Here is a 15,417-nt window from a genome sequence, read left to right as displayed (position 1 = left end):
TTTTTAGTGCAACATTGTGTTTTAGCACTTTGTTTGCACAAGATAATTTTGAAGAGTATTTTAAACTTATAGATAAAGAAAATCGCATAGATTTTAATACTCTTCAAAACCCATTTGTGAATCCTACTTTTGAAAAATTAAGACATATTAAAATTACTGCAATTATGCTTGATAAAGTAAAAATTTATGATCGATGGTATAAAAAAGGTGATATGATTGATGATGCTATAATACATGAAATAAATACTAAAGAGATTAAATTCCAATATGATAATTTAGAAATTGCAATCCAAATAAATAAAAATGATAAGATTAATATTAATTAACATTCTTTGTTGCCATTATCTTTATGCTTTAGATTGTCAAAAGCGTCTTTTTGATATCAGTATTAACGAAAAATTAAGCATACAAGAAAGTCTTGATGAGCTTGCAAAATATTGTTCTTTCAGTATTATTGTTAAAGATAAAATTGCCAAAGAAAAATTAGAAACATTGCAAAACTCTGTCAATATTCATCAAATGAGTTTGGACGAAATTTTTAATTTTTTTATCAAAGAGCATGATCTTAGCTATGATTTTGATGGTAAAATTTTAAGAATTTCAGGCATTAATACGAAGATTTTTAAGATAAGTTATATCACTTCTATCAGAGAAGGACAAAGCATAACTAAAGCGTCTGTAGACGCTAAACCAAGGCAAAGTGAATATAGCGGTAGTTTTGATGATGCAGAAGACAATATGATTAAAAGTATGGAAAAATTTGATTTTTGGCAAAATATAGAAAAAGAGATTATTGTATTATTAAAAAATTCTCATGAAGATTATGAGGCTAAAACTCCCATTATAAATCCCAATGCAGGTCTTATTATAGTAACTGGAACAAATTCTCAGTTAAAAAGTGTGAAAAATTATTTGCAAAAACTAGAAAATCGTCTTAAAAAACAAGTTATTATCGATGTTAGCATACTTGCTGTGAGTTTAAATGAAAGCCATTCTAGTGGGATTAATTGGCAAAATTTTAATATAGGTTTAAATTCACAAGCAAATAATGAAAATTCTTTTATTCAGTTTCAAAATGGGCAAGGTTTTGTTAAGAATTTGGGTTTAAGGGCGAATTTAAATTTTGATTCTATTATTAACTTTCTTTCTCAAAATGGAAAAACTAGCGTGCTTTCTAATCCAAAGCTTATGGCTTTAAATAACCAACAAGCCATTATTTCTGTAGGCGATACTATAAATTATCAAGTTAAAGAAAGTTCTAAAGGTACTGAAAATGGGACTACTGTTAGTGAAAGTTATAATAATTATTCTATTTTTGTAGGCATTTTACTCAATATCTTGCCTGAAATTTCTGATGATGGAAAAATAATGCTTAGGATTAATCCAAGCTTAAGTGATTTTAAGTATCCAGAAGATAATAAACGACAAAAAGAACCAAGAACTATTGCTCCTGATACCATACAAAAAAAGCTTTCTAGCGTTGTGCAAGTAGAGAATAATCAAACTTTAATTTTAGGTGGATTGATTTCTCACGATAAATCTAATGAGAAAAATTCTATCAATTTTCTATCAAAAATTCCAATCCTAGGTTCTTTGTTTAAAGGAGAAGTTTTAAATTCTAAAGCAACCGAAATCGTTTTTATTATCACTCCAAGTATAGTAGATAGCGTAAATGCTCCAAGTCTTAAAGATCTAGGATTTAAGCATTATGAGTAAAATTATTCCATTTAGAGAAGAAATTTTTCATCAAATCAATCAAATTTTAGAAAGCCAAAAAGCTTTTATTTTTTTATGGGGAAAAAGTGGTAGTGGTAAAAGTGTATTGTTGCAAAGATTGGCAAAAAAATATAATGTTGATTTTATTAATGAAAATTTTAAAGATCAGAGTTTCTTAAAAGAAAAAATTGAGTTTTTGATTTCACAAGGTCAGAGTTTAATCATTCTTGATGAAGTGGGAATGTATGATTATGCAATGCTAGAAAGCATCAGGATTTATAGTGATTCTATAAGTTTTGTTTTAAGTTCTCATAAAAAGTTAAATATACTTAAAAAAGAGCATTTTAAAAGTCGTTTAAGTGCTTGTTTTAAATTGAAAAATATTAGTCTTTTAGAACTTGATGATTATATTAAATTGAAATTTGGAATGAATTTTTCAAATAAATGTCTTAAGTTTTTACAAAAAATTTCTCAAGGAAATTTAAGATATATTGATAAAACTTTAAAAAGTTTTTATGAGATAAATAGTTTTTTTGATAAAAACAAAAGTCAAGAGTATATTTTAAAGCTTAGTGCTTTAGAGAATGGCTTATTAAGGTAAGATATGCAAGAAAGAATTAAAGAGCTTGAGCTTAGGTATAAATACTTTTTACTTAAAAAATATTTAAAATATTTATTATTAATTATTCTAATATCAGTAATAGCATTTTGTTTTTTTGTGCTAATGCAAAAATATAATAAGCAAAAAAATATTTATTTGCAGGCTATTGAACATAAAAAGCATTTGGAGCAAAAGATTCTTCAAGCGCAAATTTTACAAGAAAAAAATAAGATTTCTAGGGAAAAGTTATATAAAGAACTAGAAGAAGTTAAAGCGGTGCAGGAAAATACACATATTAGCAAGATAGAAATTGATTCTAAAATTTTAAATATTTCTGATTTAAAAAAATCTTTTTATCAAAATCCAAGCTATGAAAAGGCATTAAATTTAGCTAAGAAGTATTTTGATATTAAAGCTTATCAAAAGACAATATTTTGGGCTTTAAAAGCCAATGAACTTGACAAGCAAAAACAAGATTCTTGGCTGATTTTTGCTCAGGCTAAAAGAGCTTTAGGCGAAGAAAAAGAAGCTCAAAGTGCTTTAGATGCTTATATAAATTATTATGGTTTAATGGAATTAGATGGAAAGTAGAATGGATAAAATTTTTCAAGCTTATATTGATAATGAAATAAGTCTTGATGAAATTTGCACTAAATTTAATATCACTTCTTGGGATTTTTTTAACAAATTAGCAAATTTTTGTAATTTACATTTTGTTGATTTAGATGAAGATAATGATTTTATTTATGAAGGTATACCTTTTTCTTTACTTTTAAAATTTAAATTTCTGCTTATTAAAAACAATGATGGCTTTATGATTATTAGATCCAAACCTTGTTCTTTAGAGCTTTTAGAGCAAGTTAAGACTTTTATGATTTGTGAAAAAATCGACACTGCAATTGCCGATGAATTAAAGATAGCTAAAATTTTAAATCAAATTCGCATTCAAGAGGAGATTAAAAGATTAAGCATTAAGCTTAGACTTGAATGGCAAGAAAATCACAAAAGAGATGATCAAAGTTGCATCAGTCAAATTTTTGATTTTTTATTACATGAAATTTTATCTTTTCATGCGAGTGATATTCATATAGAAGCAAGGAATGATGATGCTTTGATTAGGTTTAGGGTTGATGGAATTTTGCGTGAATTTGCTATTTTTGAGAAGGATATTTATGAAGCTTTGGTTTTTCATGTCAAATTTTTAGCTTGTTTGAATTTAGCTGAATCAAGAAAAACGCAAGATGGAAGTTTTGAATTAGATTTTGAAAATGAAAGATATGATTTTCGTGTTTCATGTTTGCCTTTGATTTATGGCGAAAGTGTTGTTATAAGAATTTTAAAACATGATAAAGAAATTTTGGATTTGCATAAACTAAATCTTGGAGATAAAAATTTAGAAATTTTAAAAAAGATTTTACATCGTCCCAATGGAATGATTTTATTAACCGGTCCTACAGGTAGTGGTAAAAGCACAACTTTATACGCGTGTTTAAATGAATTGAAAAGTATTGAAAAAAAGATTATCTCCGCAGAAGATCCTATAGAATATAAAATTCCTTTAGTGCAGCAAATTTTGCTTAATTCAAAAGTTGGAGTCGAGTTTAATAGTGTTTTAAGAGCAATTTTAAGGCAAGATCCTGATATTATCATGATAGGAGAAATTCGCGATGAAGAAAGTTTAGATATTGCACTTAAAGCTTCTTTAACAGGTCATTTGCTTTTAAGCACCTTGCATACTAATGATGCTCTTAGTACCATTGATAGGCTTTTGGATATGCAAGCAAAAAGTTACTTAATAGCATCGGCTTTGAGTCTTGTTATAGCACAGCGTTTGGTTAGAAAACTTTGTCCTTGGTGTAAGCAAAAAAGCAAAAAACATTATATTGAATTTGAAGGTGAATTTTTTGAACCAAAAGGATGTGAGCGTTGTCATCATAGTGGATTTTTTGGCAGAGAATTAATCGCTGAGTGCTTAGAGATCAATGAAGATTTAGCTTGTGCAATTAGGGAAAATCAAGATAAAACGATTTTAATGGAGCTTGCAAAAAAATATGGCTTTCAAACTATGTTTGAACAAGGTTTAAAAAAAGCCAAAGAAGGTCTTACAAGTATAGATGAGCTTTTAAGGGTTGTAAGATGAAATTTTATGAAGTAGAATTTCTTAAAAACAATCAAAATTATACAAAAACTATAAAAGCTGAAAATTTAAATACAGCACAAGCAAAAGCCTTATCAAAGAATTGGAAAATCATTGATATAAAAGAAATTCAAAAATCTAATTTTCAGAGATTAAAGGATGAAAATTTTATACTCTTTTTTAAAGAGCTAGCTTTGTTGTGTGAAGTTGGATTAAGTGTTCAAGAAGCGATTAGAGAATTATATCTTATGCATTCTTGCAAGATTATGAAAAAAATATTAGACAATTTAATTTTAGCCCAAAATCTAAATCAAGCTTTTGAAAATGCTAATTTTGGATTAAATCGTGCGGAGTTAGCTTTGATTAAAACGGCTGAAAAGACAGGAAAAATCAGTGAAGTGTTTAGTCAAATTTCTAAACTTCGAGAAAAAAGCTTAGAGAGTCAAAAACAATTAAAAAAGGCTTTTAGATATCCTACTTTGGTTTTTTTAAGTATTATCGGAGCATTTTTGTTTTTAATGCTTTTTGTAGTGCCTAATTTTAAAGATTTATTTGAAAATTTAGGCGCGAGTTTGCCTTTTATCACGCATGTAATGTTAGAAATTTATAATTTTTTAGATGACTATGGAATTTTTTGCATATTTTTGTTTGTTATTTTTATTGTTATGCTTATTTTAGCTTATAAAAATTTTCATTCTTTTGCTTTTTCTTGCGATTTTTTATTTTTAAAAGTACCTTTGATTTCTCGTTTGATTATTTATAATCAAAATTATTATTTTTTTATGGTTTTTTCTTTGCTTTTAAAAAATGGAATTTCAATATCTAAAGCTTTTGATTTAGCTATTATAGGGCTTGAAAATAAATTTTTAATTTTTCAGTATAAAAAACTTTTTAGTTTTATAGATTCTGGTCTTGAGTTAAGTCAGGCTTTTAAAAAGATTGATATTTTTGATTCTTTGGTGTTTTCTATGCTTAGTGTTGCGATGAAAAGTGGGAGACTTGAAGTATTAAGTGAAGAAATTGCCAAATATTATCAACAAAAAAGCGAAAATTTGATGGATAGATTTTTGATTTTTTTAGAGCCTATGATGACTTTATTTGTAGCGCTTTTAGTTTTGTTTTTGGCTTTAGGTATATTTTTACCTATGTGGGAGCTTAGCTCAGGGGTCAATTTTAACTAAAATAATCCCAAGCTACTTTAATAATAGTAGCTCCTACAACGATTAAAAATAAAGTTTTTATAAACTTTCCATTAGTTTTTAATACAAGTTTTGAGCCTAAATAAGCTCCTAAAACTTGTCCTACACCCATAAGCAAACCTACAGCCCATAAAAGTTCATATTGCCATAAAAATATAGCAAGAGCAATGATGTTGCTTGTGAAATTTAAAATTTTAGTATTAATGCTCGCTTTTCTCATATTAAAACCTAGTAGCATCACACAAGCAAAAATCCAAAATGAACCCGTTCCAGGCCCTAAAAATCCATCATAAAATCCTAAAGTTAAGCCACAAATTAAATGAAAAATTTTGATATTTTTTATTTTAGGTTCGCTTTCGTGTTTGCCTAAGTTGGGACGTAAGGCTGTATATAAGAAGGTAAGAGTTAAAAAGATTAAGATAATAAGCTTTAATTGCTCATCTTTTACAAAAAGAACACTATAACTTCCTATAGCTGCTCCTAAGGCTGTGAAAAAAACACCCCAAGCAAGATGAGGTAGAGTGGTGGATTTAAAATAAGTTAAAGTAGCTGTAAAAGAACCAAAGACGCTTTGGAGTTTGTTTGTTGCTAAGGATAAATGCGCAGGAATTCCACAGGCTATGAGTGCTGGTAGAGTAATAAGCCCTCCTCCACCTACAATAGAATCTATAAAACCAGCAAAAAGAGCTACAAAAAAAAGTATGAAATAATAAATCGTATTTAAGTGCTCAAAACCCATTCTTCACTCCTTAAATTTGTCAATTTCCTTACTTTGCCCTAAACGATAGAGTGCAAAGTCATATTTTATGGGATCATTTGCATCTAATTTTTTTAAATTTTGTGTGAGTTCTAAAACACTTTTATAATCATATATTTTACGCTTTAGAAGTCCTAAAGTCAAGGAAATTTTATGTGCATGTGTATCAAGTGGGATTAAAAGATCTTTGGTGTGAATTTTGGTAAAAAGTCCAAGATCAAGTTCATCTTTTCTAACCATCCATCTTAGATACATATTATAGCGTTTAAGAGGTGAAGTAGGGGTGTTTTGCCAAATTTTTCCAAAGAAAAAATCATATCCATAACTTGAATATGAATTTAAGGTTTTGATTTTTTGCATAAAAGCTAAGATGGCATCTGTGGTATTTTCTCTTTCTTGATAGGCTTGATAAAAAAGTTCGTAGAGTGAACTTTCATTTTTCAGCCTTGAAAGAGTGATAAAAATTTCTTGTATATCTTTTTCATTTTGGAAGCGGTATTTTAAATTTTTAAGTTCTTTTTTTATTTGTTTTTCTTGAAGGTTTAATAAAGAAAAATCAAGTTTCTTTAGAAAATTTACTATATTTTTAGCATTTCCATAGGCAAATAAAGCACAAATTAAGGCAATAAATTCATCATTGTGAATTTTAGCAATTTGCAAAGGATCTGGAGTTTCAAAAAGGGAATGATTGGTATTTTTTTGATTGGCTAAAAAATCAAGCTTAGCTTTAAGATGGATAAAATTTTTCATTTGATATTACTAGAGCTTAAGATTTAAGCCCTAGTAAGGTATCAAGCATTTGATCTACGGTAGAGACGATTTTTGCTGCTGCACCGTAACTTGATTGATATTGTATAAGGGCGGCTAATTCTTCATTTGTATTTACGCCACTTTTAGATTGGTACTCGCTATAAACAGAATTATAAAGAGTTTCATTGCTTGAATTGACGACATTGTTATTTTCACCATCTGAGGCTATTTTACCTGTAAGTTTGCGGTAATATTCTTCCATGGTAAGATTATCGATAGTGCCATCTTCATTATAAAAATTAACTTTTTCATATTGAAGTTGGATGATTTTATTTGCCATGTCATTTCCACTATCAACCCCACTTAAACTTGCTCTTACTGTGCTTGGATCATTTAAGATGGAATCTTTTACTTTCATATTACTTGCATCAGTTCCGCTGAAAAAACCACCTATGCTAAACGCGCCTGCGAAATTTGTGCCCTTATCTTCAATGGCTACCTTAAAACCTGATTTTGCATTGATTTGAAATAAACCATCTCCAGTTTTTGCATCGTAGCTAAAACTTGCATTGATATGATCATCAACATCATCGTTTGAATTTTTATTGTCATTATCATCTGTATTAGCATTGATTTGACGCATGATATCATTCATGGTTGTATTTACATCTATGGTGATGGTTTTGGTGAGTTTTTTATCGCCTTTATCATCATAAATGACTATATCAAAACTTCCTGGTTGTATGGTTCTATCGTAATTAACTAAAGGAATATCTCCCTTAAGCCCAGATAGATAATCAGAAGTAACAGAACTTTTCGCAGAACTTGCATAAAGATTGTTAGTTTCATTGATCATGGTCTTAGCAAAAGTATCTAAAGAATCCATATAACCTTGGATAATTCCATCTTCATATTTTCCTTCGCTTTTGCTATAGTTTCTACCGCGTAAGTCAAGTTGAGCACCAAGCTGTCCACCGCTAATTTTTGCAGTAAGATCGCGAACTTTTTCATCAGGAGTTTCATAATAAATGCTATAAGATTTATTTTTATCATCATAATCAAGCTTTAAAGGATGAAAATTTATTCCATCTACTATACTAAAACCTTCTATACTTAGATTGTATTGATGTCCTGGATCAGTGATGGTTGTATCAAGGCGATTATCTTGATTGATTTCATTTTTGCTTGCAACTGCACTAACTAGCTTTGAAAGAGTAAGCTCAAGTTCATCTCTTCTATCCCTAAGTTCATTTGCGTGTTCTGTTGGTAAGGCTTCTTGTCCATAAATTTGTTTATTTATAGTAGCAATTTCTTCGCCAATTCTATTAATCTCATCAACTGTATTTTTAATATCATCATTTACTTTTTTTTGGATTTTATCTAAGGTTGCAAAAGTGTTATTAACGCTTTCTGTTAAGGTCTGAGAAGCTTTTACAAGGGCTATTTTTGTGGCATTTTCGTTGGGGTTAGATGCAAAATCATTCCAAGCTTTGTTATAATTTTCTAAATCTTGCAAAATTCCAGTATTTTGTAAGTCGGGAAAACGCTGCGCAATTTCTTGTAAAGTGGAAGCCATATATTTAGTATATTCTAGTTGAGTAGATGCACCTTTTAATTTATAGTAAGAATACTCATCATGCAAACGCACTATACTTTCTACAGCAGTTCCTGTACCTACTTGAACTCCACCTGTTGTAATATATCCATTTGTAGTTTGCACCACTCTTTGGCGTGTATAAAAAGTTGCATTAGCATTTGAGATATTATTTCCAGTTGTTGCGATTTGAACTTCGCTTGCCTTTAAGCCTGTAACACCTGTGTATAATGTTCCAAAAATACCCATTATAAATCCTTATACATTGATCTTGAAAATTGACTCTGGATTTGTCTTTTTATCTCCATAAGCATTATTTGTTCCATCATTGATATTAAACATTTTATTTACTAAGCCATCAAGAAAATCTTTGACAATAAGAACAAATTTAGCATACTCTTTGTTTTTACTATGAAGGTTTTGAAGATTTTTTTTAAGTAGATCTAGTTTTTGTTTATCTTCATCATCTAAGAGTTCACTAAGCCCTTTTGTAGAGCTATTATTTAGCTCAACTAAGGCAACATCAAGTTGTTTTTTAGCTGTAATAAATTCCGCAATAAGTTTGTTTTTTTCTTCTACACTTGGCGTTACACTCTCATGTTTAGCCACTTTGATATTTTCTATATCTTCTTCGGTTAAAGCAATAAGTTTTGCTAAGATAGCATTTACTTCATCAAGTCTTTGTTTAAGCATATTTTCTCCTTTTCTCTCTCTCAAAAAAAGGAGAATGAAAGTTTTTAGATTAAAGAGTCAGCAATCGCAGCAGCCGTAGCTTTTGTATCGATTTTATAAGTACCGTTTTTAATCTGCTCTGCGATTTTACTCGCTTTATCATTTTCCGTTTTTTGAGTATCGTTTGTTTTAGTTTCTTTATCTATTCTATTTGTATTTAATGCGGTATTTGCCACATAACTTTGTTGTATAGGATTGATCATTTCTGCCTCCTTGATCTTAGTTATAATCCTCTACAAACCATATCGACCTAAATTTAAAAAACTTAACCCCTTTCTTTTAAAAAATCGTATAATAATTTTGAAAAACCCATACCTCCACTTAAAGCTTTACTCATGGTATCATTATACATGGAAGAGTATATTTCATCGCTGGCATCTTTTCCAAAGAGTGAATTTTGACTTTTTAAAGATACATCTAAAACTTGCTTTAAAAAAAATGCCTCAAAAGCATCCGTTTGTTCTTTTAAGGCTTCATCTTCTTTGCTCTTTGTAACTATATCATTGTCATTTATTTTGATGCTTGATTCTAAACTTCTTGCTTTGGCTGCACGATCAAGTAAAGCGCTATTCATACTATAAGTATTTAAAAAATTATCCACTTTCATTAGATGATCTCCAAATCCGCGTTAATTGCACCTGCGCGCTTTAAATTTTCCATAATAGCGATAATGTCATTTGGGGTTGCTCCAAGTTTGTTAAGCATTCTAGCTATATTTGCAACTGTGCTTTTGGCATTGTTGATTCTTAAGGTATTTGAACTTGGATCTACAAAACCACCATCTTTCATATCGATTTCATTTTGATTAGCTACTGCGTTATTGTTTGGATCTATTTTTATAGTGATATCTTTATGAGTGATTAAAACAGGTTCTACCTCTACATCAACTCCAGCAATCACTGTTCCTGTTCTTTCATCGATGATAACTTTGCTTTGTGGTTTATAAGCTATATCTTGTTCTAAAACTCTTGCCATAAAATCAACATTTGAAAGATCTTCAGGTTTTTTGAGTTTTACTGTGCGAGAGTCGATGGCTTTAGCTACTTCTTCGCCAAAGACAGTATTTAAAACTCTTTCTATATCGTTTGCGGTTTTAAAATCCGCTACTTTTAAACTTAAGGTTAGATCATTGTTTTGGCTAAAATTTTGTGGAATTTCTCTTTCTACATTAGCTCCACCCATTACAGTTGCAGCAGTTGAGTGAGAACCTGCTCCTCCTGGTCTAGGTGTTAAACCTCCTGTTGAGATAGAGCCTTGTGCTATAGCATAAATTTCACCATCAATCCCACGAAGTGCAGTCAGTAAAAGTGTTCCACCTTGTAAAGATTTTGCATCACCCATAGATGAAACGGTAATATCAAGTTTATCTCCGCTTTTTGCAAAGGCTGGAAGTTTGGCTGTAACCATAACAGCTGCGGTATTTTTTGATTTGATATCATTAGGATCTACTTTGATATTCATACCTTGCAAAAGGTTTGAGATAGATTGTAGTGTAAATTTAGAGCTTGTTCCATCGCCGCTTCCATTAAGCCCTACAACAAGTCCATAACCTATAAGTTGGTTATCTCTTACACCTACAGTATTTGCTACATCCTTGATTTGCACTGCAAAAATGCTTGTCATAAAGAGTAAAAATATCGTTAAAACTCTCATGGATTCTTCCTTTAATCTATTGTTGATGATAGATCAAGCAAAAAGTGTTCCAAGTGAGTTAAGAAGAGTAAAAACTTAAGCTAGTTGATCCAAATTTCTTTTCTTTGACTTTTTGAAAATTTTGGATTTTTTCGGGAGTTTTTATGGTTGAGTGGTGTTCAAAAATGATTAAATTTAAAGTCTTTAAATCTAAATTTTCTAAAAAATGATAAATTTTTTCATAAATATCACTAAAACCTTCTCTGATATCAAAAGGTGGGTCAAGATATAAGATGATTTCATTTTTTGAATTTTCTATGAGTTTAGGTAAAATTTCAAAAGTATTTGCATGGATCACTTCTAAATTCGGATCTATATTTTTAGCATTTTCTAAAGCAATTTTATAAGCTTTTATATCAAGTTCTATAGCATAAGCTTTTAAAGCATAATTACTTAGTGCTTCAGCCGCTATTAAAGCACTTCCGCCAAAGGCTTCAATGAAAATTTTACTTCTTAAATCTTCTCTTATTACATTAAAAACACAACTTTTGACTATGCTTTTAGTACTTCTTGTTGTTGTAAGACTAGGTAAAAGTAGTTTTTTCCCTTTGTATTTACCACTTTCTATATTTGTATAAAGCTTTGTTTCTTTAGTTTTTTTTGTTTTTTCTTTAGGAGGTTTAATTTCTTGTTTTTGAAGAAATTTTTTTCTTTTTTCATTGTGATTAAAAAAGTCTTTAACGCTTATAAATTCATCATTCATCATTAAGTGCTTTTACGAGTTTGTTTTTAAGATCTTTTATGGCAAGATCGATTTTATTTTCATAATCTTTTTTAAATTCCAAAGCAATAGCGTCAATTTTTTCTTCAAGCAGTCTTTTTTGTTCAAGTGCAAGTTGCAAAGCTGCTGCTTTTAAGGCATTATCAAATTCACTTAAAGACTCAAACAAGGCTTCTTTGCTAAATGGTATGCTTAAAAATGGAGAGTTTTTAGAGATGATAAATAAGGGTTTTGCGGTATGAATTTTTTCATCGCTAATGATGAAATCACAATTTTTTTTCATTACCAAATGATCTTTTAAAAAAAGTTCTAAAGTTTTTTCTATGATGAGATCTTTGCATTCTAAAGAGATTTTCATATCAAACTAACCTTTAAAGTGTGATTTTTTAATGATGGAGCTTGTATGCCTTCGATAAGGGCTAAAAACTCAAAACGGCTCAAAATATAAAAGTCTTCAAATTCTCTTCCACTTGTTTGCATAAGTTTTTTAGCACAAGTATCAAAAAGATAAAAATCTTTTTCTTCTTTTACTACCATAAAATCCGCCCCGCTATCATAAGCGTCCAAAACAATATCTGCGGCTATTTTATAGCTTAGCGTAGGATTTAGATTAAGCAAGCTAAAGCCATTATTTTTTACACTGTTTTCATAGGAAATAAATTTAGCCTTAAGTTTGGATTTTAAAGTATCGCAAGCATTAAAACCATAAAAAGCTATATTGAAATCTTTAAAATTATGTTTAATTTCTTTAAGTTCTTTGATCTCATTATCAAAAGCATTGGTTTTAGGTAAATCAAAGTGTAAAATATTTTTATCAAAAAGCCCTAAATTTAAAATTTCATTTTGTAAGTTTTTGATCGTTGTTTCTAAAATTTCATTTTTGCTTTCAAGATGATAAAAAATACCCTTTTCTTTATCTGCTAGAGTTTTTAAAATTTCTATCTTTTTTTCAGGATATTTTTCTATCATTTTTGAAGCCAAATAAAACACTCCATCGCCCATATATTCAGGAAGATAGTCTAAAATTTCACTTGCATAATATAAATAATCATATTTTGCATAAAGTTTTTTATCCTCTTCATCACCAAATTTTTCAAGATATTTGTATTTGTCTAAAAAATCATTTTTATCGATGATAAGATCTTTAATGGCTCTTTTTGTGCTTAAAGGCTCGATACAAAGACTAAAATCAAATTCTTTTGCTATTTTTTCTAAAGGTGTAAAAAGTGGTATGATTTGCTTATTTACAACTATGTAAGTATCTTCATCTTTATCAAAATCAAAATAAATATCATCATCTTGAACTTGCAAAAGCAGATCATAAAAACTTGCAAAATTTTCATAATTATCATAAATATAAGGTTTATAATAAGCCTCATAATCCTTGGTTTTATCAAATCTAAAAATTCTTAATTCTAATTTTTTCATGGTTTTTCCTTAAATATTTTTATATTATATAAAATTTTTCTAAAATTCACTAGAATTTAAAAGGAAATTTTATAAAATCACGCATTATGAACAAAGAAGATTTTATTATCAAAGCTTTTTTAAATGAAAAAAATGGCGATGATGGAGCTATTATTGATGATTGGTGTTTTAGTAAGGATTTGTTTTTTGAAAATGTGCATTTTAAAAGAGAGTGGTTTAGCTTAGAGCAAATTGCTACAAAAGCAATGCTTGTTAATATTTCAGATGCTATTTCAATGAATGCTGTACCAAAATACGCACTTTTAGGACTTGCTTTACCAAAAAATTTAAGCGAAAATGAGATCAAAGCCTTGCAAAAAGGTTTTTTAAAAACAGCTAGGAAATTTAATATAAAAATTATAGGCGGTGATACTATAAGCAATGATAAAATAGACATTAGTCTTACTATCATTTCAAAGATTAACGATAAAGCTGTTTTTAGAAAAGGTTTAAAAAAGGGGCATTTACTTGCTTATACGGGAAAATTAGGACGAAGTTTAAAAGGGCTTGAAATTTTACAAAATGGGGGCACTTTAAAACCAAACCATGTATTTATAAAGCCAAAATTAAGAGCTAGTTTTTTTTATGAAGTCGCACCTTTAATTTCTTGTGCTATGGATATTTCAGATGGTTTAAGCAAGGATTTATCAAGACTTTTAGCCTTAAATAAATGCGGTATTTCTTGGTTTAAAAAGCTTGATGATTATACGCTTTATAGTGGAGAAGAATATGAAATTTTGTTTGCTTTTGATGAAAAAGAGCGTCAAAATATAAAAACAATAGCCAAAAAACACGGCGTGAAATTAAATATCTTTGGAAAAGCAGTGAAAGGAAAATATGAATTTAGAGGAAGAGAACACCATTTTTAAGCCTTTGTATAGTTTAAAACACAGTCCTATTAATGCGTATTTTAGTAAAAATAGCGATGATTTTGTAGTGCGTGAAAGGCCTTTGTATGAATTTAGCGGTAAGGGTGAACATCTTATTTTGCATATCAATAAAAAAGATTTAACCACAAATGAAGCTTTAAAAATTTTAAGCGAAACAAGCGGGGTTAAAATAAGAGATTTTGGTTATGCAGGGCTTAAAGATAAGCAAGGATCAACCTTTCAATACCTTTCTATGTCTAAAAAATTTGAGAGTTTTTTGTCAAATTTTTCTCATCCTAAACTTAAAATTTTAGAAATTTTTACCCATGAAAACAAGCTAAGAATAGGGCATTTAAAAGGAAATACTTTTTTCATACGCTTAAAAAAAGTTTTACCAAGCGATGCTTTAAAACTAGAACAAGCTTTGATGAATTTGGATAAACAAGGTTTCGCGAATTATTTTGGTTATCAGCGTTTTGGAAAATTTGGGGATAATTATAAAGAAGGGCTTGAAATTTTGCGTGGTAAAAAGATGAAAAATGTAAAAATGAAAGAGTTTTTAATTTCAGCTTTTCAAAGTGAGCTTTTTAATCGCTATTTGAGTAAAAGAGTGGAGTTATCACATTTTGCAAATGATTTTAGCGAAAAAGAATTGATCCAAATTTATAAAATCTCCAAAGAAGAAGCCAAGGAACTTAAAAAACAAGAACAATTTTTTAAGCTTTTAAAAGGTGAGGTTTTAGGGCATTATCCTTTTGGAAAGTGTTTTTTATGTGAGGATTTAAGTGCTGAGCTTGGGCGTTTTAAGGCAAGAGATATAAGCGCTATGGGGCTTTTAATCGGTGCTAAGGCTTATGAAACAGGAGAAGGTTTGGCCTTAAATTTAGAAAATGAAATTTTTAAAGATGCTTTGGAGTTGAAGACTAAAATGCAAGGTTCAAGACGCTTTATGTGGGGATATTTAGAAGAGTTAAAATGGCGTTATGATAAAGAAAAAGCTCATTTTTGTATAGAGTTTTTCTTGCAAAAAGGTTCTTATGCTACTGTGGTTTTAGAAGAAATTTTGCATAAAAATTTGTTTGAGTGAGTGTAAATATATCTAATATATATTTTATCTTTTCCTCTCAAATTCTCTCTTCAACCTAGGCGCATCTTTGAGTATAAATTTGATATACCCCCCCC

General features: G+C 29.3%; 18 protein-coding genes. 8 read left to right on the top strand and 10 right to left on the bottom strand.

Translation table 11 applies throughout. The features are described from left to right. Positions 1-14 precede the first annotated feature (14 nt). The 6 genes from BGS40_RS06475 to BGS40_RS06450 are packed head-to-tail and all read left to right on the top strand — an operon-like array spanning position 15 to position 5,635. Positions 15-326, top strand: coding sequence for a hypothetical protein (locus BGS40_RS06475; protein ID WP_002880445.1), 312 nt, complete (start codon positions 15-17; stop codon positions 324-326). Beyond that, the gene (gene mshL, locus BGS40_RS06470; RefSeq protein WP_044260333.1) at positions 304-1,716 is read left to right on the top strand and encodes a pilus (MSHA type) biogenesis protein MshL; all 1,413 of its coding nucleotides are present in this window, start codon (positions 304-306) and stop codon (positions 1,714-1,716) included. The genes BGS40_RS06475 and mshL overlap by 23 nt, the downstream gene beginning before the upstream one ends. After that, positions 1,709-2,317, top strand: a complete 609-nt coding sequence (locus BGS40_RS06465) for an ATP-binding protein (protein ID WP_002851464.1) — start codon at positions 1,709-1,711, stop codon at positions 2,315-2,317. The genes mshL and BGS40_RS06465 overlap by 8 nt, the downstream gene beginning before the upstream one ends. Positions 2,318-2,320: 3 nt before the next feature. Then, positions 2,321-2,908 carry a membrane protein gene (locus tag BGS40_RS06460; RefSeq protein WP_002851370.1) on the top strand — a complete coding sequence of 196 codons (588 nt, stop codon included), beginning with the start codon at positions 2,321-2,323 and terminating at the stop codon, positions 2,906-2,908. Continuing rightward, positions 2,898-4,457 (top strand): GspE/PulE family protein, encoded by a 1,560-nt coding sequence (locus BGS40_RS06455; RefSeq protein WP_044260336.1) that lies wholly within the window; start codon positions 2,898-2,900, stop codon positions 4,455-4,457. Before BGS40_RS06460 ends, BGS40_RS06455 begins: the two co-directional genes overlap by 11 nt. Beyond that, on the top strand, positions 4,454-5,635 hold the full coding sequence (locus tag BGS40_RS06450) for a type II secretion system F family protein (RefSeq protein ID WP_002868229.1): 1,182 nt from the start codon (positions 4,454-4,456) through the stop codon (positions 5,633-5,635). Before BGS40_RS06455 ends, BGS40_RS06450 begins: the two co-directional genes overlap by 4 nt. Here BGS40_RS06450 and BGS40_RS06445 read toward each other — a convergent pair. The 10 genes from BGS40_RS06445 to BGS40_RS06400 all read right to left on the bottom strand — a co-directional run bounded on the left by BGS40_RS06445 (position 5,628) and on the right by BGS40_RS06400 (position 13,327). Continuing rightward, positions 5,628-6,392: a TSUP family transporter gene (locus BGS40_RS06445; RefSeq protein WP_002855821.1), complete on the bottom strand. Its 765-nt coding sequence runs from the start codon at positions 6,390-6,392 to the stop codon at positions 5,628-5,630. The two genes, BGS40_RS06450 and BGS40_RS06445, sit on opposite strands and share 8 nt — an antisense overlap. A 3-nt stretch (positions 6,393-6,395) precedes the next feature. Beyond that, positions 6,396-7,160 carry a TIGR02757 family protein gene (locus BGS40_RS06440; RefSeq protein ID WP_002877433.1) on the bottom strand — a complete coding sequence of 255 codons (765 nt, stop codon included), beginning with the start codon at positions 7,158-7,160 and terminating at the stop codon, positions 6,396-6,398. Positions 7,161-7,176: 16 nt separating this feature from the next. Beyond that, the gene (gene flgK / locus BGS40_RS06435) at positions 7,177-9,003 is read right to left on the bottom strand and encodes a flagellar hook-associated protein FlgK (RefSeq protein ID WP_002855300.1); all 1,827 of its coding nucleotides are present in this window, start codon (positions 9,001-9,003) and stop codon (positions 7,177-7,179) included. A 9-nt stretch (positions 9,004-9,012) separates the two neighbouring features. Continuing rightward, entirely contained in the window at positions 9,013-9,447 is a 435-nt protein-coding gene (locus tag BGS40_RS06430; protein ID WP_002826016.1) for a flagellar protein FlgN, read from the bottom strand. Between the two features lie 44 nt (positions 9,448-9,491). Further along, the gene (gene flgM, locus BGS40_RS06425; protein WP_002779262.1) at positions 9,492-9,689 is read right to left on the bottom strand and encodes a flagellar biosynthesis anti-sigma factor FlgM; all 198 of its coding nucleotides are present in this window, start codon (positions 9,687-9,689) and stop codon (positions 9,492-9,494) included. A gap of 62 nt (positions 9,690-9,751) precedes the next feature. Next, on the bottom strand, positions 9,752-10,093 hold the full coding sequence (locus BGS40_RS06420; RefSeq protein ID WP_002784057.1) for a hypothetical protein: 342 nt from the start codon (positions 10,091-10,093) through the stop codon (positions 9,752-9,754). Further along, positions 10,093-11,139: a flagellar basal body P-ring protein FlgI gene (locus tag BGS40_RS06415; RefSeq protein WP_002826014.1), complete on the bottom strand. Its 1,047-nt coding sequence runs from the start codon at positions 11,137-11,139 to the stop codon at positions 10,093-10,095. Before BGS40_RS06415 ends, BGS40_RS06420 begins: the two co-directional genes overlap by 1 nt. 58 nt (positions 11,140-11,197) lie before the next feature. Beyond that, entirely contained in the window at positions 11,198-11,881 is a 684-nt protein-coding gene (locus BGS40_RS06410; protein WP_002867028.1) for an RsmD family RNA methyltransferase, read from the bottom strand. Beyond that, on the bottom strand, positions 11,874-12,257 hold the full coding sequence (locus BGS40_RS06405) for a hypothetical protein (RefSeq protein WP_052797930.1): 384 nt from the start codon (positions 12,255-12,257) through the stop codon (positions 11,874-11,876). The genes BGS40_RS06410 and BGS40_RS06405 overlap by 8 nt, the downstream gene beginning before the upstream one ends. Next, the gene (locus BGS40_RS06400) at positions 12,254-13,327 is read right to left on the bottom strand and encodes a DUF5644 domain-containing protein (RefSeq protein ID WP_002880438.1); all 1,074 of its coding nucleotides are present in this window, start codon (positions 13,325-13,327) and stop codon (positions 12,254-12,256) included. Before BGS40_RS06400 ends, BGS40_RS06405 begins: the two co-directional genes overlap by 4 nt. An 86-nt stretch (positions 13,328-13,413) precedes the next feature. Between BGS40_RS06400 and BGS40_RS06395 the strand changes: the two genes are divergently transcribed. Both BGS40_RS06395 and truD read left to right on the top strand, forming a co-directional pair. After that, entirely contained in the window at positions 13,414-14,235 is an 822-nt protein-coding gene (locus tag BGS40_RS06395) for a thiamine-phosphate kinase (protein WP_012006780.1), read from the top strand. Then, positions 14,204-15,322, top strand: a complete 1,119-nt coding sequence (truD, locus tag BGS40_RS06390) for a tRNA pseudouridine(13) synthase TruD (protein WP_096738520.1) — start codon at positions 14,204-14,206, stop codon at positions 15,320-15,322. The genes BGS40_RS06395 and truD overlap by 32 nt, the downstream gene beginning before the upstream one ends. Positions 15,323-15,417 lie beyond the last annotated feature (95 nt).

It is taken from the genome of Campylobacter sp. 107, from assembly GCF_002383835.1.
GTDB classification, from domain to species: domain Bacteria; phylum Campylobacterota; class Campylobacteria; order Campylobacterales; family Campylobacteraceae; genus Campylobacter_D; species Campylobacter_D jejuni.
This window is presented reverse-complemented; position numbering and strand designations above follow the sequence as displayed.